17 protein-coding genes are annotated in these 24,515 nt (G+C 71.0%); 8 read left to right on the forward strand and 9 right to left on the reverse strand.

Annotated features, from left to right (window positions below; translation table 11 throughout):
- Positions 1 to 13: 13 nt before the first annotated feature.
- From M1E25_RS07200 to M1E25_RS07210, 3 genes are read left to right on the forward strand one after another with little or no spacing between them, the layout of a single operon-like run.
- Positions 14 to 1,888 (forward strand): GH39 family glycosyl hydrolase, encoded by a 1,875-nt coding sequence (locus M1E25_RS07200; protein WP_251411435.1) that lies wholly within the window; start codon positions 14 to 16, stop codon positions 1,886 to 1,888.
- Positions 1,888 to 3,693, forward strand: a complete 1,806-nt coding sequence (locus M1E25_RS07205; protein WP_251411438.1) for a GH39 family glycosyl hydrolase — start codon at positions 1,888 to 1,890, stop codon at positions 3,691 to 3,693. Before M1E25_RS07200 ends, M1E25_RS07205 begins: the two co-directional genes overlap by 1 nt.
- On the forward strand, positions 3,690 to 5,219 hold the full coding sequence (locus M1E25_RS07210) for an alpha-amylase family glycosyl hydrolase (protein ID WP_251411441.1): 1,530 nt from the start codon (positions 3,690 to 3,692) through the stop codon (positions 5,217 to 5,219). Before M1E25_RS07205 ends, M1E25_RS07210 begins: the two co-directional genes overlap by 4 nt.
- A gap of 435 nt (positions 5,220 to 5,654) precedes the next feature.
- Here M1E25_RS07210 and M1E25_RS07215 read toward each other — a convergent pair whose 3' ends face one another.
- The gene (locus tag M1E25_RS07215; protein WP_251411445.1) at positions 5,655 to 6,230 is read right to left on the reverse strand and encodes a CGNR zinc finger domain-containing protein; all 576 of its coding nucleotides are present in this window, start codon (positions 6,228 to 6,230) and stop codon (positions 5,655 to 5,657) included.
- A gap of 98 nt (positions 6,231 to 6,328) precedes the next feature.
- On the opposite strand from M1E25_RS07215, the gene M1E25_RS07220 reads away from it, so the two are divergent.
- Positions 6,329 to 7,501, forward strand: coding sequence for an epoxide hydrolase family protein (locus M1E25_RS07220; protein ID WP_251411448.1), 1,173 nt, complete (start codon positions 6,329 to 6,331; stop codon positions 7,499 to 7,501).
- 124 nt (positions 7,502 to 7,625) lie between these two features.
- On the opposite strand, the gene M1E25_RS07225 is transcribed toward M1E25_RS07220, so the two are convergent.
- The 3 genes from M1E25_RS07225 to M1E25_RS07235 form a co-directional block, all read right to left on the reverse strand.
- The gene (locus M1E25_RS07225) at positions 7,626 to 8,174 is read right to left on the reverse strand and encodes a YciI family protein (protein ID WP_251411451.1); all 549 of its coding nucleotides are present in this window, start codon (positions 8,172 to 8,174) and stop codon (positions 7,626 to 7,628) included.
- Between the two features lie 120 nt (positions 8,175 to 8,294).
- Complete coding sequence (locus M1E25_RS07230) at positions 8,295 to 8,705, reverse strand: cytidine deaminase family protein (protein ID WP_251411454.1); 411 nt, start codon at positions 8,703 to 8,705, stop codon at positions 8,295 to 8,297.
- Entirely contained in the window at positions 8,702 to 9,199 is a 498-nt protein-coding gene (locus M1E25_RS07235) for an NUDIX hydrolase (protein ID WP_251411457.1), read from the reverse strand. Before M1E25_RS07235 ends, M1E25_RS07230 begins: the two co-directional genes overlap by 4 nt.
- Before the next feature lie 173 nt (positions 9,200 to 9,372).
- Between M1E25_RS07235 and M1E25_RS07240 the strand changes: the two genes are divergently transcribed.
- From M1E25_RS07240 to M1E25_RS07250, 3 genes are all read left to right on the forward strand, one after another.
- The gene (locus M1E25_RS07240) at positions 9,373 to 11,151 is read left to right on the forward strand and encodes an ABC transporter ATP-binding protein (RefSeq protein ID WP_251411460.1); all 1,779 of its coding nucleotides are present in this window, start codon (positions 9,373 to 9,375) and stop codon (positions 11,149 to 11,151) included.
- Positions 11,148 to 12,902, forward strand: coding sequence for an ABC transporter ATP-binding protein (locus M1E25_RS07245; RefSeq protein WP_251411463.1), 1,755 nt, complete (start codon positions 11,148 to 11,150; stop codon positions 12,900 to 12,902). The genes M1E25_RS07240 and M1E25_RS07245 overlap by 4 nt, the downstream gene beginning before the upstream one ends.
- 416 nt (positions 12,903 to 13,318) lie before the next feature.
- On the forward strand, positions 13,319 to 14,851 hold the full coding sequence (locus M1E25_RS07250) for a M12 family metallo-peptidase (RefSeq protein WP_251411466.1): 1,533 nt from the start codon (positions 13,319 to 13,321) through the stop codon (positions 14,849 to 14,851).
- 231 nt (positions 14,852 to 15,082) lie between these two features.
- Here M1E25_RS07250 and M1E25_RS07255 read toward each other — a convergent pair whose 3' ends face one another.
- The 5 genes from M1E25_RS07255 to M1E25_RS07275 all read right to left on the reverse strand — a co-directional run bounded on the left by M1E25_RS07255 (position 15,083) and on the right by M1E25_RS07275 (position 21,735).
- Positions 15,083 to 16,993: an ABC transporter ATP-binding protein gene (locus M1E25_RS07255; protein WP_251411469.1), complete on the reverse strand. Its 1,911-nt coding sequence runs from the start codon at positions 16,991 to 16,993 to the stop codon at positions 15,083 to 15,085.
- A 1-nt stretch (position 16,994) separates the two neighbouring features.
- Positions 16,995 to 17,939, reverse strand: coding sequence for an ABC transporter permease (locus M1E25_RS07260; protein WP_251411472.1), 945 nt, complete (start codon positions 17,937 to 17,939; stop codon positions 16,995 to 16,997).
- Positions 17,936 to 18,931: an ABC transporter permease gene (locus M1E25_RS07265; protein ID WP_251411475.1), complete on the reverse strand. Its 996-nt coding sequence runs from the start codon at positions 18,929 to 18,931 to the stop codon at positions 17,936 to 17,938. The genes M1E25_RS07260 and M1E25_RS07265 overlap by 4 nt, the downstream gene beginning before the upstream one ends.
- Before the next feature lie 3 nt (positions 18,932 to 18,934).
- Entirely contained in the window at positions 18,935 to 20,614 is a 1,680-nt protein-coding gene (locus M1E25_RS07270; protein WP_251411478.1) for an ABC transporter substrate-binding protein, read from the reverse strand.
- Between the two features lie 122 nt (positions 20,615 to 20,736).
- The gene (locus M1E25_RS07275) at positions 20,737 to 21,735 is read right to left on the reverse strand and encodes a LacI family DNA-binding transcriptional regulator (protein ID WP_251411481.1); all 999 of its coding nucleotides are present in this window, start codon (positions 21,733 to 21,735) and stop codon (positions 20,737 to 20,739) included.
- Positions 21,736 to 21,938: 203 nt separating this feature from the next.
- Between M1E25_RS07275 and M1E25_RS07280 the strand changes: the two genes are divergently transcribed.
- Positions 21,939 to 24,479, forward strand: a complete 2,541-nt coding sequence (locus tag M1E25_RS07280) for a beta-galactosidase (protein WP_251411484.1) — start codon at positions 21,939 to 21,941, stop codon at positions 24,477 to 24,479.
- Positions 24,480 to 24,515 lie beyond the last annotated feature (36 nt).

A 24,515-nucleotide genomic window follows, 5' to 3' on the forward strand; every position in this document is an offset into this window, starting at 1 on the left:
CCCTGGAGGACCGATGGGCACCAGCACCGAGCACACCGCCGAGACCGGAGCGGACGACGGGAACCGGCCGACCGCCCGCGAGGACTGGGAGCAGCGGATCTCCACCCGGTCCGACCTCCGCGAGACCGCACCCATCCCCGACCTGCCACCTCCCGGCGGGCTGGCGCTCGTTCCGGGAACCGGCCATGTCACCCTGCGCTGGGAACCCGTCGAGGGCGCGGTCGGCTACATGGTGCACCGGGCCCCGGCCGGGTCGCCGCGTGAAGACCTCAAGCCCGTCGACCACCTCGGCGGCGACGTGCTCTCCGTCCCCGAGACCTGGTACGTCGACACCACGGGCGAGCCGGGCGTCTCCTACGACTACGCCGTCGCCTCGGTGCCCACCGTCACCGTGACCTGCGCCGTCGGCGAGACGGTGAACGGCGCCTCCCTCAAGGCGGAGGGGGACGCCCCGCAGGTCGTGCTCGGCGTCGACACCAGCGCCGCGGGCGAGCCGCTTCCCCGCCCGTGGCAGCCGATGATCGGCAGCGAGCGGCTCAGCCAGCTGCTGTGCACGGATCTGTCCGGTGGCCGGGAGATCGGCGCCGAACTCGAGGCCGCGCTGCGCCGGGTGCACGACGAGATCGGTGTCGGCACCGTTCGCGCGCACGCGATCCTCCACGACGACCTCGGTGTCTACCGCGAGGTCGACGGCGAGCCCGTCCACGACTTCACGCGGATCGACCAGGTCTACGACAAGCTCATGGAGATCGGCCTGCGCCCGTGCGTCGAACTCGGCTTCATGCCGCGCGACCTGGCGAGCGACCCCGAGCGCATCGTCTTCGAGTACGGCGGCCTCATCTCCCCGCCCAAGGACTGGGATCGCTGGGCCGGCCTGATCAGCGCCCTGGTGCGGCACCTGATGGACCGCTACGGCGAGGAGGAGGTGCTCGGCTGGGACTTCGAGGTCTGGAACGAGGCCAACCTCGAGGTGTTCTGGTCCAGCACCCGCGACGAGTGGATGAAGCTGTACGACGTCACCGCCGCCGCGGTGAAGGCCGTCGACCCGCGGCTCGCGGTCGGCGGACCGTCCTCGGCCGCGGCCGGCTGGGTCGACGAACTCCTCGAGCACACCAGCCGCTCCGGCTCGCCCGTCGACTTCGTCACCACGCACACCTACGGCAACGCCCCGCTGGACCTGCGGCCCACCCTGGCGCGCTACGGCAGCACCGCGCGGATCCTGTGGACCGAGTGGGGCGTCACGCCCACCCACTTCAACCCGGTCAACGACAGCGTGTCCTCCGCGACGTTCCTGCTGCACGGCATGCGCTCGGCTGCGGGAAGGCTCGACGCCCTGTCGTACTGGGTGGCCAGCGACCACTTCGAGGAGCTGGGCCGTCCGCCGCGGATGCTGCACGGCGGCTTCGGCCTGATCACCGTGGGCGGCATCGCCAAGTCCCGCTACCACGCGCTGTACCTGCTGTCCCGGCTCGGCGAGACCCAGCTTCCGGTGACCGCTGAGGGCGACGGCGCGGACGGGCTCGTGCAGAGCTGGGCCTCCCGCCACGACGACGGCTCGCTGACCGTCCTGCTCTGGAACCACACCCTCGACCAGGGCAAGTCCGCCGGCGACGCCGCCCTCGCCCGCACGGTCCGGCTGCGGCTGGACGGGCTCGGTGCCGGCGCCACCGCCGAGGTCACCCGGCTCGATGCCGACCACGGCGACGTCACCACCCTCGCCGCACGGCTCGGTGTCGGCGACTGGCCGACCGACGAGCAGTGGGACGCCCTGCGCGCCGCCGACACGCTGACGGCCGAGCCGGCGGCCCTCGAGCAGGCCGATGGCGCGGCCGTCATCGAGGTCGCCCTGGCCCAGCCCTCGGCGGTGCTGGTGAGGGTGAGCGTCTGATGTCCGGGGGCGCCATACCGCCGGCCTCCGTGCACGTCGTCTCCGGCGTCGGCCAGGTCACGCTGACCTGGCCGGCCGCCGACGACGCGGTGGGCTACGTCGTGCACCACGGCGAGAGCCCCGACACGCTGGCGCCCCTCGACCACGGGGGCGGTGACCTGCTGGTCGTCCCGTGCCGGCCGTATGCCGACGCCCGCCGCACGGCGGGTGGCTGGTACGCGGTGGCGAGTGTCCGCAGCATCGAGGAGGGCTGCGGTGCGCCGGGGGAGCCCGTGTTCGCCGAGCCGCTGCCCCGTGATCCGTCCGGGCCCGCCCCCGAGGTGGTCGTCCGGGTGGACGTCGCCGACCGCCGCGGCGAGCTGCCGCGTCCCTGGCGGACCTGCATCGGCAGCGAGCACCTGAGCCACCTGCTGTGCGAGGAGGAGAGCGGCGGGCGCCCGATCGGCGCGGAGTCCGTCGCTGCGCTCGTCCGGGTGCACGGTGAGCTCGGGGTCCGCCGGGTGCGGGCGCACGGCACCCTCGGTGACGACATGGGTGTCTATCGCGAGGACACGGACGGCACGCCGCTCCACGACTTCACCGGCCTCGACACGGTGCTGGACACCGTGCTCTCCACCGGCATGCGGCCCGTTCTCGAACTCGGCTTCACACCACGGGCGCTGGCCGACCGGCCGCACCACGAGATCACCGCGGCGGGACTCTCGAACCCTCCCCGCGACCTGGAGCACTGGACCGGCCTCGTGGAGGCCTTCGTCACCCACCTCCGGGAGAGGTACGGCGACGAGGAACTCGCCCGCGGCTGGGTGCTCGAGGTCTGGAACGAGCCGAATCTCGGCTGCTTCTGGGCCGGTGACCAGGACGACTACCTGCGCCTGTACGACGCGACCGCCGCCGCCGTGCGCCGGGCCCACCCGACGCTGCCCCTCGCCGGTCCGGCGACCGCGGCGGTCGGCTGGCTCGACGCCGTCCTGGAGCACGTCGGGAACTCCGGCGCGGACCTCGACATCGTCACCCCGCACGCCTACGGCATCCCGCCGCTGGACTTGCGGCCCGTCCTGGAGCGACACGGCAAGCCGGACACCGCCGTGTGGTGGACCGAATGGGGACCGACCCCGACCCACTTCGCACCCGTCAACGACCACCCCTGGACCGTGCCGTTCACCGCCCGCGGCATGCTGACCGCCGCCCGCACCGGGGCGTCCGTGGCCTGCTGGGTCTCCAGTGACCACTTCGAGGAGCTGGGCCGCCCGCCGGGCCTGGTGCACGGAGGGTTCGGCCTGCTCAGCGTCGGCAACCTCGCCAAGCCCCGCTTCTGGGCGCTCTACGCGCTGGAGCAGCTGGGCGACGAGGAGATCGGGGTGCGGGTCTCAGGTGACGGCGCCGACTCGCTGGTGCAGGGCTGGGCCGGTGCGGATCCGGCCGCCGCGGACGGCACCGGCCGGCTGGCGGTCACCGTCTGGAACGGCACCCTCCAGCAGCACGACTGGGCCGAGGAACGCGACGACCTTCGCCGCGTCGTCCGCATCGAGGCGGCGGGCCTGCCCGCGGGCCGGTACGCCGTGCGCCACCGCCGCGTCGACCCCGACCACTCGCACCTCGCCCGGCACGCCGCCGACCTCGGGGTGGAGCAGTGGCCGGACGAGCAGCAGTGGAAGGAACTGGTCGCACGCGACGTCATGGCCGAACTTCCGCACGAGCCCGTGGAGGTTGCTTCCGACGGGACCGCGATGCTGGAGCTGGACCTGCCGACCAGCGCCCTCAGCCTCATCGAGCTGATCCCCGTCGACCCGGAGGCGACGGCATGAGCGGAACCGCGCCCTGGTGGCGCGACGCGGTGATCTACCAGGTGTACCTGCGCAGCTTCGCCGACTCCGACGGAACCGGAACCGGTGATCTGCGCGGTGTGATCGCGGGCTTGGACCACCTCGTCGAGCTCGGCGTCGACGCGCTGTGGCTCAACCCGTTCTACGTCAGCGGCGAGGCGGACGCCGGGTACGACGTCATCGACCACCGGGCCGTCGACCCCGCCATGGGCACCCTCGGCGACGTCGACGAACTGCTGGCCGAGGCACACGCCCGCGGCCTGCGGGTGGTCGGTGACGTGGTCGCCAACCACACCTCCGCACACCACCCGTGGTTCGAGGAGGCCCGGTGCGGCGGCCCCGGGCATCCGGCCCGCGCCCGCTACCACGTGGCGCCCGGCCGGGACGGCGGACCGCCCTCGGACTGGCCGTCGCTGTTCGGCGGGCCCGCCTGGGAGCCGTTCGGCGACGGCGAGTGGTACCTGCACCTCTTCGACGTCGAGCAGCCCGACCTCAACTGGGACCACCCCGAGGTGATCGCCGACATCGAGCGGACCGTCCGCTTCTGGCTCGACCGGGGTTTCGACGGGCTGCGCTTCGACGCGGCCGGAGCCTTCGCCAAGGCCTCCGGCTACCCGCCGCTGCCACCGGGGGAGCGTCACCCGGGCGACGACCACCCCTACAGCGACCGTCCCGAAGTGCACGAGATCCACCGGCGGTTCGCCCGGCTGCTCGCCGAGTACCCGGATCGGTTCGGTGTCGCCGAGACCTGGGGCCCGGCCTGGATCGGCGAGCCCTACATTCGCCCGGACGAACTTCAGCAGGCGTTCGCCATGGACCTGGTGTTCACCCGGCTCGACGCCGGGGCGATGGGCCTGGTGGTCCGCGACTACCTGGACGCCGCGGCCCGGCAGGGGCGGCGGCCGGCCTGGCCGCACGGCAACCACGACGTCACCCGCGCCGCCACCCGCTGGGGGCGCGAGGGTTCCCTGGCGGTGCTGTTCCTGCTGCTCGCCCTGCCCGGCGCGACCTACCTCTACGCGGGTGACGAACTTGCTCTGCCGGAGGTCGAGCTCGCCGAAGAGGATCTGTGTGATCCCACCTGGTGGCGTTCCGGCGGCGCCGAGCGCGGCCGGGACGGCGCGCGCGTCCCGCTGCCCTGGGCCCGGAGCCGGGACGGCAGCCATGGTTTCTCCCCAGCCGGGTCGAACAGCCCCGCCTGGCTGCCGCAGCCACCCGGCTGGGGAGATCTCGCCGTCGAGGCACAGTGCGCCGATCCGGTCTCACCCCTGCACACCGTGCGGGCGGCGATCGCGGCCCGGAAGGATCTGCGCGACGCCCCGTGGCCGCAGTGGCTGCCCATCGAGGACGGCGTCCTCGCCTTCCGCCGGGGAGACGTCACCTGTGTGCTGAACACCGGTGACAGGCCGCTGGACCTGGACGGCTACGGCTCCGAACTGCTCTGCTCCAGCCGCGCGTTGGACGGACAGGGGCGACTGCCTGGCCCGGGTACCGCCTGGCTGCGGTAGGGGCGGCGCAGGCGATGCCCGGCCCAGTGGCACGAGGACGCGGGGGTCGGGCAGCCACCGATACGCGGATCCCGGACGTTCGACAGGGTCCGGTAGGAGGGTGGAGGCGCTACCCAGGAGCCCAGCAGGGGACCGCGTGACAGCCACTCGCCGGGCTGATCCGGCCAGTTCACTGGACAGCCGTCGCGCGCATGGACCTCCGCGAGGACCCGCACGCACTCCTCAACGTAGCCATGAGACCTCTGCCGGACCCAGCGGCTCGGCCTCTCGTCCGGCACCCCGGAGCTTTCGATGTTCACTGGGGCATGGGAACACAGACCACAAGTCACAACCAGCCACTTTCGATACAGGCCCCGGTGGTGCCGGTTGGGGTGCACCCCACGTGACAGATGTGTCGCAGGCGTGGGGCCAATTTGGATGTACCGAGCGTAACGATCACTCCGATGACCCGGCGTTCTTGCGCTGGTTGGCAGCGAAACGCGCCTTCTTCTGACGATTCCCGCACGTGTTCATATCGCACCATCTGCGGGTGCGACTTCGGCTGGTGTCGAAGAAGGCGGCTCGGCAGGTTGGTGATGCACACAAGGCCAAGCTTCCGTCTCGTTCGCCCGCGATGATGCTGATCGCGTCGGCGGCGATCACGCCGAGGGCATCTTCCACGCAGGAAGCCGAGCTGAGCCTCCATTGCCGCTTGCCCTCGGGCGTCAGGATCACCGCCGCCTGACCCTGAACGCTGCAGTCATTGATGGCTTGGACGGCGGACGCAGGGAGAGCGTCCTGGATCGCGGCCGCTGTCGCGGCGGTGTGAATCGACTCCCTCAGTTCCCGCGCGAGGTCGAGCTGGGCAGTGGTGCAGGACTCCACGGTGAGGCCGTACACCGCCAGCCAGTCGACGAGTCGGTGCGGCGTGGGGATGCGCTCCACAGCGTCGCCATGACGCTCCGACAAAGTCCCCGTGAAACTGGTCGCCAGCACGGCACCGAGGCGAAAGTCAGGGAATGCGGTACGCATGGAACCACCTTAGCTGGTTGCGCGCAGCATGAAGGCATAGTAGAACCGCCACAGCCGGTTCACGGTCGTAGCCGGTTCCGCGATGGCCAGGAGGTCTCATGCCCCGTCCAGCCGGCGACGTGCAGGCATTCGAAGCCCACGCAACCGACGCCGACCTCGACGATCTGCGCGCGCGACTGGCAGCGGCGCGGCTGCCGGAGGCCGAGACGATTCATCGCGCCGCACCCGGCCCTCGCCGATGGGAACAGGGCGTTCCCCTCGCCGACCTCGTCGATGTCGTGAACTACTGGCGCACCGGGTACAACTGGCGGCCGTTCGAGGAGCGCCTCAACCGGATCGGCCAGTTCCGCACGACCATTGACGATCTGGGAATCCACTTCCTGCACCGCCGATCCACACGTGCAGATGCCACTCCTCTGATCATGACGCACGGCTGGCCGGGCAGCATTGCCGAGTTCGTCGATGTAGTGGACGAGCTGGCGGATCCGAAGGAGGCGGACGCGCCGGCGTTCCACGTCGTGGCCCCGTCGCTGCCAGGTTTTGGTTACAGCGACAAGCCGGCCACCACCGGGTGGGGAACCGAGAAGATCGCGGCCGCATGGGTCGATCTGATGGAAAGGCTCGGCTACAGCAAGTTCGTAGCCCACGGCGGTGACTGGGGAGGGAACATCACCACGGTTCTCGGCGGCAGGTTCCCCGCGCACGTTCTCGGCATCCACACATTGTTCGCGGAGGCGCCGCCCGGGTTGACAACGGACGGGCTGACGACGGTCGAGCACAAATGGGCCGAGGAGACCCGCGATTTCTGGCGCCACCGCGCGGCGTACGCGAAGCAGCAGGCGACCCGGCCGCAGACCATCGGCTACTCGCTCGTCGACTCGCCGGTCGGGCTTCTCGCCTGGATCCTCGACAAGTTCGCCGAGTGGTCGGACACCGAAGACAGCCCGTTCGAGACGATTTCCAGAGACCGCATTCTCGACGACGTCACCCTGTACTGGCTGACGCGGACCGGCGCATCGGCGGCCCGCATTTACTACGAAAGCCACAACTCGCTGGACCCGGAACTACGGGTCGACGTCCCGTCGGCAATCAGTATGTATCCCCGTGACATCGAGAAGTGTCCGCGCCCCTGGGCGCAGGAGCGGTACCGACAAATCGTCCGATGGAGGTCACCCGAGGCCGGGGGACATTTCCCGTCGCTGGAGGTTCCCGAGTATTTCGTCAAAGACCTGCAGGATGGCCTCGCGGCAGTGATGGACGCCAATCGGTGAAATCGGCTCGGCGACTCGGAACTCAGCGACCCCGGGTGCATCAGTCCCCCGAGATCGCTCGCCGGGCAACCGCCACCTCATACGGAGAACACCTCGGGCCGCTTCCGTCGACAACGCGGGCGGCTCATGAGGGCCGCCCGCCGAACTGCCAACTGTGGACCTCGATGTGCGCGTACCGGTCCGAGATCAGGACTGCGCGTGCAGTCTCCGGGTTCTGCGCTCGTACCAGTGCCGCTGTGCCCAGCCAGATGCTGCCGTCGTCGGACAGCAGTGGCCCGTAGGCGATCAACTCGTGATCGGGCGGCAGGGTGACGTCGGCGGCCTCACCCGAGCCCATGCCGAGCACCAGGAATCGATCGCCACCGGTTCGTCCTCCTGGGAATTCCCACATCGTGCGCCCCAGCATGTTGCGCCACCGCCGCAACAGCACATCCCGGTACACACCGGCCTGGTAGCCCGGCTCGTCGAAGACGAACGCACGGGCGGCTGCCGGGTCGGCCAGGTCGACGATATGCAGGCTGCCGGTGGGCACCCCGTCGCTGCCGGAAAACGTCGGCCCCCGGGCGATCATCTCCGACGCATAGCGATCCATGTAGGACCAGTGCTCTTCGAGCAACTCTTGGCGCAGCGCCGGCGAACCGGACCGATCACGGTGGTAGCAGAAGAACTCCATACCTGACAGTCTTTCCGCCTCGGCCGCCCCTGGGACAGCAGATTTCGGCGGGTACCTGTCCCGCCGATCGGTGACGCGCAAGACGCCGGCTGCCCGGCGGCCACGCGACAGATGGCGCGTCTACCCGGCCTCGAGTTGGTGGTCGGCCCACACGTAGCTTTCGGGCAGCAGGTCGGCGACGGGAACGGCCCGGGTGCGGTCCTCGTTGCCGACGATGACCTTGAGGGTGGGGAAGTAGTCGAGAAGGACCTGACGGCACCGGCCGCAGGGCGGGACCACCCCGCGATCGCGGTCGCCCACGGCGACGACGGTGTCCAGCTCGTAGGCGCCCTGGGCGGCTGCCGCGCCGATGAGGACCAGTTCGGCACAGGGGCCTCCTGAGAAGTGGTAGGCGTTCACCGCGGTGATGATCCGGCCGTCCCGGGCGCGGGCTGCGGCTGCCATGGTGTGGTTGTCGCCCCGGCAGCGGGTGCGAGCGAGGTGAGCCGCAGCCTGGATCAGTTCGTGGTCGACGGGGTGTGCTGTGGTCAACTTCTCGGCCTCGATCGGGTGTCAGGTGACATCTCGCTCCGGGTCCGTCCGGCGGCCGTCGCCCAGCTCGGGTCCGCCTGTCCCAGCCAGGCGTGCTGGCCGTCCGCCGGCGGCACTGTCAGCGGCAGCGGCTCGAAGCGGCAGGCGAACGTCAGCCCGTCGTCCTCACCGTCGCTCCGTACCCGGTGAGTCCAGTCGGACGGGATGCTCGCCGGCACCCGGTGCAGGAAGAAGGTGGTCCTCCGGGGCATACCCGTCGTGGGGTGCGGACTGCGGTCCAGCGCGACCGGCCGGACCACGACGGCGTCCGTCACCCCGGTCTCCTCGGCCAACTCGCGCAGGACCGCTCGCTCCAGGTCCACTCCCGGTTGCACACCACCGGCCGGGATCCGGGTACCCGCCTCCGGCATGCCGACGTGATCGAACACGAGCAGTTCGGGAACGGGTTCCGACCGGACGGCATAGGCGGCGACACGGATGCGGGGCTCGGGCATCCGTCATGGTTATCAGGAAGCAGCACCAACTGGCATTTGATCCGGACCTGTTGGCGGGCCGGGACTCGGGGGCCGGTCCGGTGCCCTCGTCGCACACGGGTGCTTTCCGGTCGACGGCCGGCGAACTTCCGGAGACCGGGGACACTGTCACACCCGGCCGGAATACTGTCGGGGTGATCGACGCGTACGGAGACCCCGGCACCCCGGACCACCGCAGCGCAGGCCGGTACCTGTGGTGGCTGCTGACCCGGCAGACGCACCGGGCCGTCGCCGGTGCGCTGCTGGGCACGGTGTGGATGCTCCTCCTGGCGCTCACGCCCTACCTGCTGTCCCGGGCCATCGACGACGGGCTGGTGCCCGGGGACACCACCGCGCTCACCGGCTGGGCCGCCGCCCTGTTGGGGGCCGGGGTGCTCAACGCCTGGGTGGGAACCATGCGGCACCGGACGATGACCCGGATCCGGATGGACGCCAACTTCCGCACCGTCAAGGTCGTGATGGGGCAGGCCACCCGGCTCGGCGCCGCCCTGCCGCGCCGCACCGGCGCCGGAGAGGTCGTCACCATCGGAGTCAGCGACGTCCAGCAGATCGCCGCCGCCCTGACCGTCACCGGGCCCGGGGTGGGCGGAGCCATCGCCTACGCGGTCGTGGCCTTCCAGCTGCTGGCCGTCTCGCCGCTGCTCTCGGCCGTCGTGCTGCTCGGGGTGCCACTGATCGTGCTCCTCGTGGGCCCGATGCTGGGGCGACTGCAGGGCGCCGAGTCGGCCTACCGCGAACGGCAGTCGGCGCTCACCGCACGGATCGGGGACCTCGGCGGCGGTCTGCGCGTCCTCAACGGTCTGGGCGGCAAGGAGCTGTACGCCGGCAACTTCCGCCGTGAGTCCGGCATGCTCCGGGCGGAGGGCTACCGAGTGGGCACCGTGACCAGCTGGATCCAGTCGTTCGGCGTCGGCCTGCCCACGCTGTTCCTCGCCGCGGTGACCTGGCTGGGCGCGCGGATGACCGCCCAAGGCACCATCAGTACAGGCGAGTTGGTCTCCGTCTACGGATACGTTGCCGTGCTCGTGGTGCCCGTGTCGTTCTTCATCGAATGCAGCTACCAGATCAGCCGCGGCCTGGTCGTGGCCCGGCGGATCGTCGCCTTCCTCGTCCTGGAACCCGAATCCCGAGGCCAGGAAGCACGCGACGCGCCCGGTGAGCCCTCCACCCTGCGCGATCCGGAATCCGGCGTCGAGGTGATCCCCCGCCGGCTGACGGCCCTGGCCGGCGCCCGGCCGGCGGATACCGCGGCCGTCGTCGACCGCCTGGGGCGGCTCGCCGACTCGACGGCCACCTGGGGCCCGGCACCGCTCGACGAGATCCCGCTGCCGCAGATCCGGGCCCGGATCCTGGTCGCCGACCAGGAGGCCGACCTGTTCGCCGGCACCCTGAGGGAGGCGGTCTGCGGGCGTCAGGACCGGGACGACACGGCCATCGGCCGGGCCCTGCACACGGCCGTCGCCCAGGACATCGTCGACGCCCTCCCGGACGGACTGGACTCGGCTCTCGAAGCGCAGGGCCGGAACCTCTCCGGCGGCCAGCGCCAGCGCATCCGCCTGGTGCGGGCTCTGCTGGCCGACCCGGAGGTGCTGCTGGCCGTCGACCCCACCTCCGCACTCGACGCCCACACCGAGGCCGCCGTCGCGGAGCGACTGCGCGCCGCGCGCTCCGGGCGCACGACCGTGCTGACCACCACCTCACCGCTCGTGCTGGAACAGGCCGACACGGTGTACCACCTGTCCGACGGCAAGGTGTCCGCAGTCGGCAGCCACGCCGAACTCCTGCGCAACGATCCCGCATACCGGCGCCTCGTCATCCGGGACAGGGACGACGACACCGGCGACGAGGCGGAGGGCGACGCCACACCCGCCGGGGACGGCGGGGCACGCTCGTCGAAGGAGGCCGTCCGATGACCGCGTACCCACTGCCCGTCGCCGAGCCGGCCCGGGTACGCCGCGCGGCCCTCGGCCTGGTCCGGGCCGACGGCCGCGCCTTCGCCGCCGTACTCGCCCTCAACGGGCTGGCCGCGGGCGCCGGGCTGGCCGGACCGTGGCTGCTCGGCCGCATCATCGACACGGTCCGCACCGGTGGAGGCGTCGGAGCCGTCGACCGGCTCGCGGCGGTCCTGCTGGTCTGCGCGCTGGGACAGCTGCTGCTGACCCGCTGGGCACGCCTCCTCGGGCACCGCTTCGGGGAACGGACGCTGGCCCGGGTGCGCGAGCAGTTCGTCGACCGGGCGCTCGCCCTGCCCGCCCCGGTCGTGGAGCGCGCCGGTACGGGCGACCTGACGGCCCGTGGCACCGCCGACGTCGCCGCCGTCGGCACCACGTTGCGGGACGTGGGCCCGAAAGTGCTCATCGCGTCGGTTCAGGTGCTGTTCATCCTGGGTGCGCTGTTCGTGCTCGACCCGCTGCTCGGCGTCTGCGGAGTGCTCGGCCTGACCGGCGTCCATGTCGCTTTGCGCTGGTACATGCGCCGCGCACCGGCCGGCTACCTCGCCGAGGGCGCCGCCACCTCGGCGCTCGCCGAGATCCTCACGGCCACCGCCACCGGGGCACGCACCGTCGACGCCTTCGGGCTCCAGCAGCGCCGCATCGCGGCGAGCCGGGAGGCCATCGAGGAGTCCCGGCGGACCCGCACCTGGACGCTGTTCCTGCGCAGCGTGTTCTTCACCGCCGTGGGGATCTCCTCCATCGCCCCGGTGGCGGGTGTGCTCCTCGTCGGCAGTGTGCTGCACGGACACGGTGCGGTGACCCTGGGCGCCGTCGTGGCCGCGGCCCTGTATCTCCAGCAGCTGGCCGAGCCGCTCGACACCGTCCTCATGGGGATCGAGCAACTGCAGAGCAGCGGCGCGTCCTTCGCACGCGTCGAGGGCCTGTCGCGGGCCGCCCCGGAATCCGCACCGGCCGGCTCTCCGGCGCCGGCGGACGACCGGATCGAGGTCGACGGTGTGCACTTCGCCTACGACGGCGGTCCTGACGTGCTGCACGGGGTCGGGCTGGCCCTCCGGCCGGGCGAACGGCTGGCGCTCGTCGGGCCCTCGGGCGCCGGGAAGACGACCCTGGGCAGGCTGCTCGCCGGCGTCGACGCGCCCCGAACCGGAACGATCACCGTCGGGGGAGTCCCGGTCGCCGAGCTGGGCCCGGAACAGCTGCGGCGCCAGATCGTGCTCGTCACCCAGGAACACCACGTCTTCCTCGGCACCCTGCGGGACAACCTGCTGATCGCTGCGCCCGGCGCCTCAGATGTGCAACTGCGCGCGGCTCTCGCGGCCGTCGGTGCGGACTGGGCCGACGAGCTGCCGGACGGCCTGGAGACCGAGCTTGGAGCCCGGGGCCATCCGACGGACGGCGCCCAGGCCCAGCAACTGGCCCTGGCCCGGGTCGTGCTGGCCGACCCGCACACACTGATCCTCGACGAGGCCACGGCGCTCCTGGACCCGGGCACGGCGCGGCGCACCGAACGCGCGCTCGCCGCTGTCCTCGAAGGGCGGACCGTCATCGCCATCGCCCACCGTCTGCACACCGCACACGACGCGGACCGGGTGGGCGTGATGGAGGGCGGGCGGCTCACCGAACTCGGCGCGCACGACGACCTGGTGGCCGCCGGCGGTGCCTACGCGGCACTGTGGCGTTCCTGGCACGGCGAGCCGCGGGTTCCGTAGGGCGGGGACGGTCGCCGGCCCCCCCGAGCCGAGCCCCGGGTGCTGCCTCGCCCCTGGCCGGCAGCCCGTGACGGTGGACCGGCGCCGAGCGCCGGGCAGGCACACGCCCGCGGGTGGTCCCGGCCCTCGGCGATGCCCGAGCAGTCCGCAGAGACCCAGGGGCCGCCCGGGATGGTGGGGTCTGCCGGAGGGCTGCCGTGAGCCGGGGTGGCAGACCATCGGGCGGGCCGGATGCAGGGGCGTCCCGCCATGTCCTCGAGGCCCCGGCGGTAAGGCCGCCGAGGGAGCGTGCGCCGGGCGAAGTCCTGGCCACGGCGGTATCCGGGTGATCCCCGATTGCCCGGCCCGGCGTGCGTGCGGTGGCAGGTCGTGGTGCGATCTGGGCGACTCCCACACCAGAGAGGCTGTCATCCCTCATGCGAAGATCTCTGCTCGCCGCCGGCACTGCGGCGACCGCCCTTGCCACCCTGTCACTGGGCCTGGCGATGCCCGCAGCGGCCACTGGATCGCACGGCGGGAAGGGCGAGCCCTGGGTCGTGCGCGAGGGCGTCATGCGCGCCGATGCCAAGGACTACCGCTCCCTGTGCAAGGAGAAGGACGGGAAGGCTGCGGTCCGGACGTTCCCCCTCTTCGACGGCAAGAAGATCAAGGTCGTGCAGGACGTGCTGCGCAGGGACGAGAACGGCACCGTGTACTGGAGCGGCCACGACCCGAAGCATCCCGGGACCTCCATCGCCGCGTCCGTCCTCGGAGCCTGCGGCCGCGGGCCGGTCACCCTGTCCGGTGTCGCCCAGATGGGGTTCCGCCAGTACCAGTACGACCCCCTGAGCAAGCGGCCCGGCTGGTACAGCCTGCAGGAGATCGACTCCCTCAAGCTGCCGCCCAACGGACAGGGCATCGACACCCTCACCGAGAAGAAGAAGCACCCGAAGCCGCCGAAGCCTCCGAAGGACTCGAAGCGGGCCCTGCAGGTCGCCACTCCCGAGAACCCCGCGGGCATCGACATCGTCGTCGCCTACACCCCGGCCACCGTCACCGAACTCGGCAGCGTCGCAGCCGTCCAGTCCCGCATCGAGTACGGCGTGAACCAGCTCAACAGGGCCTTCGCCAGCAGCAATGTGCCGGCCAGCGTGCACGTGGTGAACACCTACCAGACCGAGCCGACCGGTATCCCCCGTGAGAGCGCCGGCAGCCTGCTGGACATGATCAAGGACCCCGCGAACCAGACGCTCGGCGCCGAGGCTGCCACAGCGCGGCAGACGTACAGCGCCGACCTGGTGGCGCTCCTCGCCTCCATCCCCGCGGAGGACAGCTCGGGCAAGGCCGATCTGCCCACGCCGGCCACCGCGACGACCGACAGCCAGGCCTTCTCGGTCACCAGCATCTACTCGGTGACCGGGTGGGAGAACCTCGCACACGAGATCGGCCACAACTTCGGACTGTGGCACGACCGGCAGACCGTGGTGAACAACGGCGGAACGCCTCCGCCGAACACCATCCACTACGGCTGGATCACGCCCAACCTGCAGAACCACACGATCATGGCCTACGACACTCCCTGCCGGCCCCAGAACTGCAAGGTCGTCAACCAGTACTCCAACACGGAGAACACGTTCGACGGCCAGCCGCTCGGCGACGAGGACAACAACAATGCCGCCGTCGCGCGGGAGAGCACCGAGATCGTGGCCGGATACCGTGCTTCCCAGGTGACGAACCGGACCTCGCTCACGTACTCCGCCGACCCTGCCGGGGGAGGGACCGTCAGGCCCAGCCTGTTCGGCCCGTACGACCCCAACACGCAGGTCACCCTCACGGCCACGTCGTCCGAGGGGTTCCAGTTCGACGGCTGGACGGTCGACGGGGTCCTTCAGGAGGGCACCACGCCGCAGTACCAGATCACCATGGACACCAACCACACGGTGGTCGCGCGGTTCAGCGCGACCGGCTGAGCGCACGCGCGTTCCCACCGCTCGACGACGGACCGCCGCGGCCGAGGGGCTGCGGCGGTCCGTCGCGTGCCGGGCGGCGGCCGGCGGGCCGCCCGGGACACCACCGGGTGCGGTGGCCGGAACACCGGGAGGACCGGTGACGTCGCGAACGCCACCGGGCCTGCCGGTCCCCGCCGTTCTGTCCGGGCGCGCACCGGACAGAACCCATGCCGGCGGGGCTCCGCCGGAGGATCAGCTCCCGGCGGGCACCCGTTCCGCCTCGTTCGGGGGCTCGTCCGGCCAGGACTCCCGGGACCGTCCCGGCCGGGGGATCGCGGCCAGCAGCCTGCGGGTGTACGCATCCCTGGCCTGCCCGATCACCTCGAGCGTGGGACCGTGTTCCACCATCACGCCCTGGTTGAGCACCATGACCTCGTCGGCCAGGAGCCGGGCGCTCAGCAGGTCGTGGGTGATGTAGAGCATGGCGATGCCGCGCTCGCGCACCAGCCGGTCGAGCAGTTCGACGATCTCGGCGCGGATGGACACGTCGAGCATCGAGATCGGCTCGTCGGCGACGATGACCTCGGGCTGGGGGGCCAGTGCCCGGGCGATCACCACGCGCTGGCGCTGCCCGCCCGAGAGCTGGCCCGGGAGTTTGTCGAGGTACTGCTCCGCCGGGCTCAGGCCCACCGTCTCCAGCAGTTCGGCCGCCCGCTGACGGGCCTGCTCGCCGGTCATGCCCAGATGGTTGCGCAGCGGGCGGCCGAGCGCATAGGCGATGGTCCGGGTCGGGTTGAGCGCCGAGAACGGGTCCTGGAAGACCAGTTGGACGTGGCGCCGGTAACGCCGCATGGCGCGTCGCCGCAACGTGTCCACCCGGGTGTCCTTGAACCGGATGGTGCCGCTGCTCGGCCGTTCCACGCCGGTGATCAGCCGGGCGATGGTGGTCTTGCCGGAGCCGCTCTGGCCGACCAGCGCACTGACCCGGCCCGGGCGCAGCGCGAACGAGACGTCGTCCACGGCCCGGGTGGTCGTGGTGCGCACGCCCCGCTTGGTCCGGTACGTCTTGCCGACCCCGTCGACCACCATCACGGGCTCAGTGTCGGCGGCCCCGCGGGCGCGGGGTTCGGAGTCCGCGGAGAACACCCCGCCGAGCCGGTCGGTCGGAGCCACATCCCGCAGCAGGGCGCCGTCGTCCGGGGACTGTTCGACGAGCAGGCAGCGGGCCTGCCCGCGGCCTGCGGGCAGCAGTTCGGGGTGCTCGGTCCGGCAGGCGTCGACCGACACCGGACAGCGCGGCTCGAACAGGCAGCCGGCGTGCTCGCGGGAGAGGTCCGGCGGCCGGCCCGGAACGAACGCCACCTGCACGACCTCGTCCCGCGGGTCGGCATAACTGCCGAGCAGCCCGGCGCTGTAGGGGTGCAGCTGGGACTCGATCATGTCGCCGGCCGGCTGATCCTCGACGATCTCGCCCGCGTACATCACCATCACCCGGTCGGCCATCTCCATGACCGTGCCGAGGTCGTGGCTGATGAACAGCACGGCGAACCCGAGCTTGCGCTGGAGCTCCCGCAGCCGGTCCAGGATGTCGCGCTGGACGACGACGTCGAGGCCGGTCGTCGGCTCGTCGAGCAGCACGAACCGCGGCCGCAGCGCGAGGGCCAGGGCGAGGGCGACCCGCTGCTTCATGCCTCCCGACAGCTCGTGCGGGTAGCGGCGCAGCACGTCGCGGCCGAGCGAGACCATCTCCAGAAGCTCCCCGGCCCGCGCGTCCACGTCGGGCCGGTCGCCCGCCGCTTCGGGGTGGGCCGCGAAGGTGTCGGCGAACTGTTCTCGGACGGTGATCACCGGGTTGAGCGAGTTCATGCTGGACTGGAAGACGGTGGACAGGTCGGCCCAGCGCAGCGGGCGCAGTTCGTCCTCGTCGAGGTGCGTGATGTCGCGGCCGTCGAAGGTGATCGAGCCGCCGGTGATCGCGGCCGGCTTCTCCAGCAGCCGCAGGATCGCGTGTCCGAGGGTGGACTTGCCGCAGCCGGACTCGCCGAGCAGGCCGACGAACTCACCCTCCTCGATCCCGAAGTCGACCTTGTCGACCGCGCGGACGGCCGCCGAGTCGCGCGGACTGTACGTGACGCTCAGGTTCTCGACCTCGAGCAGTGTCATCTCAGTCCTCCCTCAGGTGCGGGTTGCTCAGCGCGTCGACGCCGAAATTGATCAGCGTGAAAGCGGTGATGAGCAGCGCCAGGACGATTCCCGGGGCCACCAGCCACGCCCACTGACCGGTCGTCATGGCACCGCCCATGCTGGCCTGGTTGAGCATGGTGCCCCAGCTCGTCGTCGCGGGGTCGCCGAGGCCGAGGAAGGCCAGACCGGCCTCGGCGCCGATCGCTCCGAGCGCGGAGCCCATGAAGCCGACGACGATCAGCGACATCATGTTGGGTGCTATCTCGTAGGCGATGATCCGCGCGGTGCCGTCACCGGCGAACTTGGCGGCGGTGACGTAGTCGCGGGTGCGCAGCGTGATGATCTGGGCCCGCTTGATGCGGGCGCCGAACGCCCAGCCGGTGACCGTGATCACCGCGATGATGAGTCCGAGTCCCTTCACCGGCGAGTACGCGGCGAGGGTGATCATCAGGGGCAGGACGGGCACCACGAGACCGAGGTTGATGAAGAACGACAGGACCTCGTCCACCGTCCCCTGGAGGTAGCCGGCGGTCAGGCCGACGGCCGTGGCGACGATCGTGCTGAGCACCCCGGCGACCGTTCCCACCAGCAGGGAGGTGCGGGCACCGTAGACGATCTGCGAGAACACGTCCTCGCCGCGCGCGGTGGTGCCGAGCCAGTGGGCGCCCGTGGGGCCCTCCGAGAGGCCGAAGTCGTCCACCCGCGGGCCGTACGGCGCGATGACCGGGGCGAACACGGCGACGAGGACGAAGGCCAGGAGCATCCACAGCCCGAACCGGCACTTGCCGTTGCGCCAGAGGATGACGAACCAGCCGGGAAGGCGGTTCGACCGGCCGGCGGCGATCGCGGCGACGCGCACGCCTTCGGTGTCGCCGGCCCCCGTGGGTGCCGGCGCGGTCATGGACGTACTGCTCGGGGTGGTCATGCTGCCTCCGTCCGCCGGACCCGGGGGTCGAGGAATCCGTACGCCACATCGGCGAGGAAGTTGGCGATGAGCACGCCGACGGTCGTGAACAGGAACAGGGTCTGCATCAGCGGGAAGTCCTTGTTGGACACGGCTTCCAGCAACAGCCGCCCCATCCCGGGGTAGTTGAAGATGGTTTCGACGAGGACCGTGCCGCCGAGGATGCTCCCCAGCGCGATGGCGAAGCCGGTCACGTTGGGCAGGATCGCGATCCGTGCCCCGTAGGTGAGGGCGATCCGGCGGCGGGAGAGGCCCTTGGCGCGGGCGAGGCGCGCGTAGTCCTCACCGAGGGTCTGGACCATGTTGTTGCGCATGCCGAGGATCCAGCCGATGGGCCCGGTGATCAGCAGCGACAGGCCGGGCAGCACGCTGTGCTGGAAGGCGTCGGAGAAGAACAGCCAGTTCCAGCCGGGTTGGCTGCCGCCGCCGTAGCCGCCGCCGTCGGGGAACCAGCGCAGCGTGATCGCGAAGACGAAGATCAGCAGCAGTGCGAGCCAGAAGAACGGGAGGGTGCCGACGAAGGTGGATCCGAGGGTGATCCAGGAGTCGGCCCGGGTGTTGCGCCGGTAGGCGGCCCAGGCGCCGAGCACGGTGCCGATGAAGAACGACAGGATCTGGGTGACGCCGACCAGGACCAGGGTCCAGGGGATCGCGTCGCCGATCACGTCGGTCACGGTGTACGGGTAGTAGGTGTAGGAGATGCCGAACTGGCCGTGGGCGAGCGCCCCGAGGTAGTCCCCGTACTGGGCCAGCAGGTTTCCGTCCGGCGCGCCGAGCATCTTGCGGACGGCCTCCAGCTGAGCCGGATCCACCGCCTGCGACTTGCCCGTCAGACGGGACAGGATCGCCTGGGCCGGGTCCCCCGGCTGGAGCCGGGGGATCAGGAAGTTCAGCGTGACCGCCGCCCACAGAGTGGCCAGGAAGAAGCCGGCACGCCGGACGAAATAGGTCATGGGTCAGTCCTTGGCCGGCTTGAGGTGGGTCATCCACAGCAGCGGGTCGGCAGCCGAGGCGTACGGGTTCTCCGCGTTCGGCCAGCCGACGGCCTTCGTGGTCTTGTACTGGAACCACTTGGCGCCGTACCAGATCGGGATCATCGGGACCTCGTCCGTCATGACGCGGGTGAGTCCGGCGACCGCCTTCTTCTGGTCCTTCTCGCTGGTGGCGGACTTCAGGTCGGCGAGCAGCTCGTCGGTCTTCGCGTCCTTCCACCGGACCTCGTTGCTCATGGCCTTCTTGCCGATGGGCGCGGTGCGGTCGCTGTTCAGCGGGTCGGAGAAGTTGTTGTACATGTTGCAGCTGCCGCCGTGGACGCCGAACGTCATGTCGTAGCGGCCGGTCTGGCGGTCCTCGATGGCGGCGTCCGGGCTCGGCGTCTCCTTCTCGACCTCGAAGCCGAGGGACTTCAGGTTCTTGATGACGATGTCGGCGGAGGCGACCCAGTCGGTCCATTCGCCGGGGACCTTGAAGCTGAACGAGATCGGCTTTCCGTCCTTGCCCAGGCGCCGGCCCTGCGAGTCCTTCTCGTAACCGGCCTTGGTGAGCGCCTTGTCGGCGGCCTTCGGGTCGTAGGCGATACGGCCCTGGTCCTCGATGCCCTTCGGCAGCCACTTCTCCTGGCCCGGGACGACGAGCCCGGTCTGGCTGGCCTCCTTGACGTAGCCGAGCTGCGCCTTGCGGATCACCGTCTTGTCGTCGAAGGCCGTGGTCAGGGCGCGGCGGAACTTCACGTCGTCGAAGGGCTTCTCGGTGAGGTTCATGTAGACGCTGATCGAACCGCCCGGGGCGTACCAGTACTTGTGGTGCTCCGGGTCGCGGGCGACGTAGGACTTCTTGATGTCCGGGATGAACATGCCCTGCTGGTCGTACTCGCCGCGGCTGAGCTTGAGTTGCTCGACCTGGCCTCCGGCGTCGGCCTTGTTGAACCGGATCTCCTTGACCTTGACCTTGTCGGCCTGCCAGTAGTCCGGGTTGCGCTCGATGACGAGGCGGCGCGGGTTCAGCGACTTGACGGTGAACGGGCCGGTGCCGACGGGGTTCTTGGCGTTGGTGAAGGTCGTGGGGTCCTTGACCTTCGACCATATGTGCTCGGGGACGATCGCCGTCTCGGTGATTCTGGTGAACGCGGTGGCACCGGGCTTGTCGAAGGAGAAGGTGACCTTCTTGTTGCCGCCGGTGGCCTTCACCGACGTCAGATCGGAGTCCCAGACGCCGACGGAGTCGAGAGCGCTGTGCTTCTTGAGCAGGTTGAAGCTGAACGCGACGTCCTCGGCGGTGAAGGGCTTGCCGTCGTTCCACTTCACGCCCTGGCGGACGTCGAACACCAGCGTTTTGGGGTCGGTCCACTCGTAGGACGTCGCCAGCCAGGGGACCTCGCGGCACTTCGTGCCCTCGACGATCATGAGGCGCTCGTGGACGTAGTCCGTGGCGCTGAGTTTGAAGGCCGGAAGGTACGGGTTGTAGTTGGCCTTCGGGGCCGTACCACCGCCGAAGTCGCCGAAGTTGAGGTAGTTGATCATTCCGTCGGAGCCTGCGGAGGCGTCCGCGTTCTCCGTGCCCGTGCAGCCCGTGAGGAACAGGCTCAGGCTTGCCATACCCGCCACGAGGGCGGTCGTGCTCCGGGGTCGTCTCATCATTGAGGTCTCCATGGGTGCGGCCCGGCAGGCATGCCGGTGTTCGGTGATTGGTCACATACGTGCCGGGCGCGCCGCAGGTTGTGGGCGGCGGTGCCCGGGACCCCCCGGATGAGCGGTGACGGTCAGCCGTCGCCGCCGGTACGTGCCGTCGGGCGGGTCGCGCCGTCGGGGCAGCCGCACGATCCGCGCAGCACCGGCTCGGTGTCGAGGACGGTGTCGCCGTCCTTCTGGGTCAGTGGGGCGTGGAGCAACCGGGCGGTGGTCGTGGCCAGTTCACGGACCGGCTGCCGCACGGTGGTCAGGCCGGGCCGGACGAGCGCCGCCATCGGCATGTCGTCGAAGCCCGTGATCGCGATGTCCTCCGGGACCCGCAGCCCCCGGCCGAGCGCGCCGAGGGTGAGGCCGAGGGCCGTCTCGTCGTTGGCGCACACCACGGCCTCGGGCGGACGGCCCTCGTCCAGGAGCATGCGGGCGGCGATCGCGCCGTCGGACTGGGCGAGACCCAGGCGGACCGGGTCGGCCGGGGGTTCCACCCCGGCTTCCCGGTGCGCGGCGAGGAACGCCAGCCAGCGGGCGGTCACGTCGGGGGAGCCCTCGGGATGCCCGACGAAGGCGAGCCGGCGGTAGCCGTGGTCCACGATCAGATGCCGGGTGAGGTCGCCGACGGTGCTGTTGTCGGTGCTCACGGATGCCTGCGCGGGGCCCGCCTCCCCGGCCATGATCACCACCCGGATCTGGCGGGCCACCTCCTCGACCGCAGCCTCGGAGACGGTTCCGGCGTGAATCGCCATTCCGTCGACCCGGGCGGCGAGGTCGAGGACCTTCGCGTCGGTGTCGGCGCGGTAGTGGGAGGCCAGCAGAAACACCTGGTCGCCCGTCTCCAGCGCCTCGGACTCGAATCCCTGGATCAGCTCGGAGAAGTACGGCCCGGACAGCCCGGGAAACACCAGGCCCAGTGCGCCGTGCCGCTTTTCGGCGAGGGCGCGCCCGAAGTGGCTGGGCCGGTAGCCGTGTTCCTCGATGACGCGCAGCACGCGGTCCCGCAGCTCCGGTGAAACCTGCGTGGAACCGCGTGAGACCCGGGAAACGGTGGCGGGCGAAACACCGGCCTTTTCGGCCACCCATCGAACGGTTACGCGACTGTTGCCCATTGGCTCGGCTCCCGATATGTTCCTGAAACCGGTTTCAAGAGACCGGTTTCACGACCCTAACCAGATGACTTCATCGGTGGCAATACCCGCGTCAACGCCCCCTCGGCGGTGAGCCAACGGCCCGTGGCCGTCCAGCCGATGCCCCCTGACGATCACCCGGTGAGGACTCTCCCGTGAGCACATCCCCTGCAGACAACCCGACGCCGACGACGATTTCCGGCCACCTGAACGACCCCGAACAGCCCGCCGGAGGTGTACGCCTGGAGCGGCGCCGGCTCCTCGTCGACGGTGTTCCGCGGGTCCTGATGGCCGGCGAAGTGCACTACTTCCGCCTCCACCGCCGCGACTGGGCCGACCGGCTCGACAAGCTCGTCGCCGCCGGATGCACCGCCGTCGCCGGCTACATGCCGTGGCTCGTCCACGAGACGGCCTCCGGCGAGGTCGACCTGACCGGCGCCACCAGCGAGTACCGCGACCTGGTCGGGTTCCTCGAGCTGGCGGCCGAGCGCAATCTGCTGGTCATCGCCCGCCCCGGCCCGTTCGTCATGGCCGAGCTGAAGAACGAGGGCATACCCTTCCGCATCTACCGCGAGCACCCCGAAGCCCTCCCCCTCGGCTGGGAGGGCGAGCGCGGCCCCACACAGACCCTCGACTACCTCGAACCCGGCTATCTCGCCCAGTGCGAGCGCTGGTTCGCGCAGATCATGCCCGTTCTCGCCGACCACCTGGTCACCCGTGGCGGGCCCGTCGCCGCGGTGCAGCTGGACAACGAGGTCGGCATGCTCTCCTGGGTCACCAACACCCCGGAGCTGACCGATCCCACCCTCGACGACCTCGCCTCCTGGGCCGTCGAGCAGTTCGGAGCCGACGGCGCGCAGCAGCGGTACGGTGCCGACCCACGCGACACCCCATCTTGGGCCGCCCACTGGCGCTCCGGAGGAACCCGGGGAGGCACCGAGGCACAGCAACTCGCTCTGCACCACGACCTCGGCGCCCACCACCGCGACCGGTACGCCCGCTATCTGCTGCGACTGCGCGAGGTCTCCGTCCAGCACGGCATCCGGGACGTCCCGTTCCTGATCAACCTGCACGGAACGTCCGAGGGCCGCGGCCGCACCTTCCCGATCGGCATCAGCCAGCTCTCCAAGTCGTACGCGGGCGTGCCCCAGACCACCTCGGGCTCCGACCACTACATCCACGAACTGACCGTCGAGAACGTGCCGGACCTGTACGTCATGAACGCGTTCATGGCAGCCGTCCACGACGCCGACCAGCCCCTGACCTCCCTGGAGTTCGAGTCCGGCACCGGCAACTACGGCGAGGACCTCAGCCGGGAGGCCAGCCCGCAGGCCACCGAGCTGAAGACCCGGCTGTGCGTCGCCCAGGGCAACCGCCTGATCAGCTACTACCTCTTCGCCGGCGGACACAACCCGCCGCTGGACGAACCGGTCGGGGACGGCAACGACCGGATCGCCTTCACCGGGGAGCGCCACGGCTTCGCCGCCCCGGTCGACCCCGAGGGCCGGCTCAGCCCCACCTACCCGGCCGTCCGGAACGTGGTCCGTGCCGTCCACGGCGCCGAGCACCTCCTCGCGGACATGGACGAGGAGCACGACGACATCGTCCTCGGCTACGTCCAGGACCACTACCTCACCGAGTACGCCCATCCCGACGCCGCACGCCGGCGCGAGCTGGTGCACGAGATCGAGCGCTACCGCGGCATGGGCCCGCGCGACATCCTGGCCCGTTCCCTGCTGCTCGGCGGCCACTCCTTCGCCTCCGTCGACCTGTCCGCTGCCCCCACGTCGGCCGGCGCCGACCTCGACCCGGACGGACCGGCGCTGGCCCTCGCCACACCGCCCGTCCTCGGCCGGGCCGTGCAGGAACGGCTCGCCGCGTTCCTCCGGGGTGGCGGACGCCTGCTGTTGCACGGTGTGCTGCCGGTCCTGGACGACGACGGGACGCCGTGCACGGTGCTCGCCGACGCCCTCGGCGTAGCCGTCACCGGGACAGTCGACGGCACGGTCCACTACTTCCCGTCCGTGCGCGCCACCGACTGGGCCGGCCCCCAGCCCGAGGTCCGCGTCGGCGTGCTCCAGCGACTGCGCGCCACCGGGGCGACCGACGCGCAGCCGCTCGCCGTCGACGTCACCGACGGTTCCCCGGTAGCCCTCGAGGTGCGGACCGAGGACGGCGGCCACGCGATCGTCATGGCCTGCGACTACCCGTGCCACCTCGACTTCTGGCGAGCCCTGGTCGGCCGGCTCGGCGTGCAGCGACGCCTGGTCGCGCGCGGCGAGGCACCGGGCCTGGTCGTCACCAGCACGGCGGACGCGCACGGCCGGCGCATCGTCCACCTCGTCAACGTCGCCCAGGTCCCGCAGAAATTCACGCTGGACGTGGACGGCGTGCCCTTCGCCGGCGGTGCCCAGCTGGAACTGCCGGTGCGCAGCGGACGGATGCTGCCGCTCGACATCCCCCTGGACGGCGCCGTCCTGCGGTGGGCGACCGCCGAACCGGACGGTGCCGGCGACGGTTCGACGATCCTGCTGCGCCGTGACGAGGGCCCCGGCAGCGCGCTGCTCGAGACCGGCCGGGAGGTTCTGGTCGACGAGGGCAGTGGCGCCGAGGTGAGCGAGGCGGAGAACGGCCGACGGCTGGTGACCTGGCCGGGCGGCGAGGACGGCGCACGGCTGCGGATCCGGCTCAACTGACCGTGCGGGGGCGGTGGCCGGGGCGGTTGCGGAAGT

Origin of the sequence: Streptomyces meridianus (assembly GCF_023703325.1) — a bacterium.
GTDB classification, from domain to species: Bacteria; Actinomycetota; Actinomycetes; order Streptomycetales; family Streptomycetaceae; genus Streptomyces; species Streptomyces meridianus.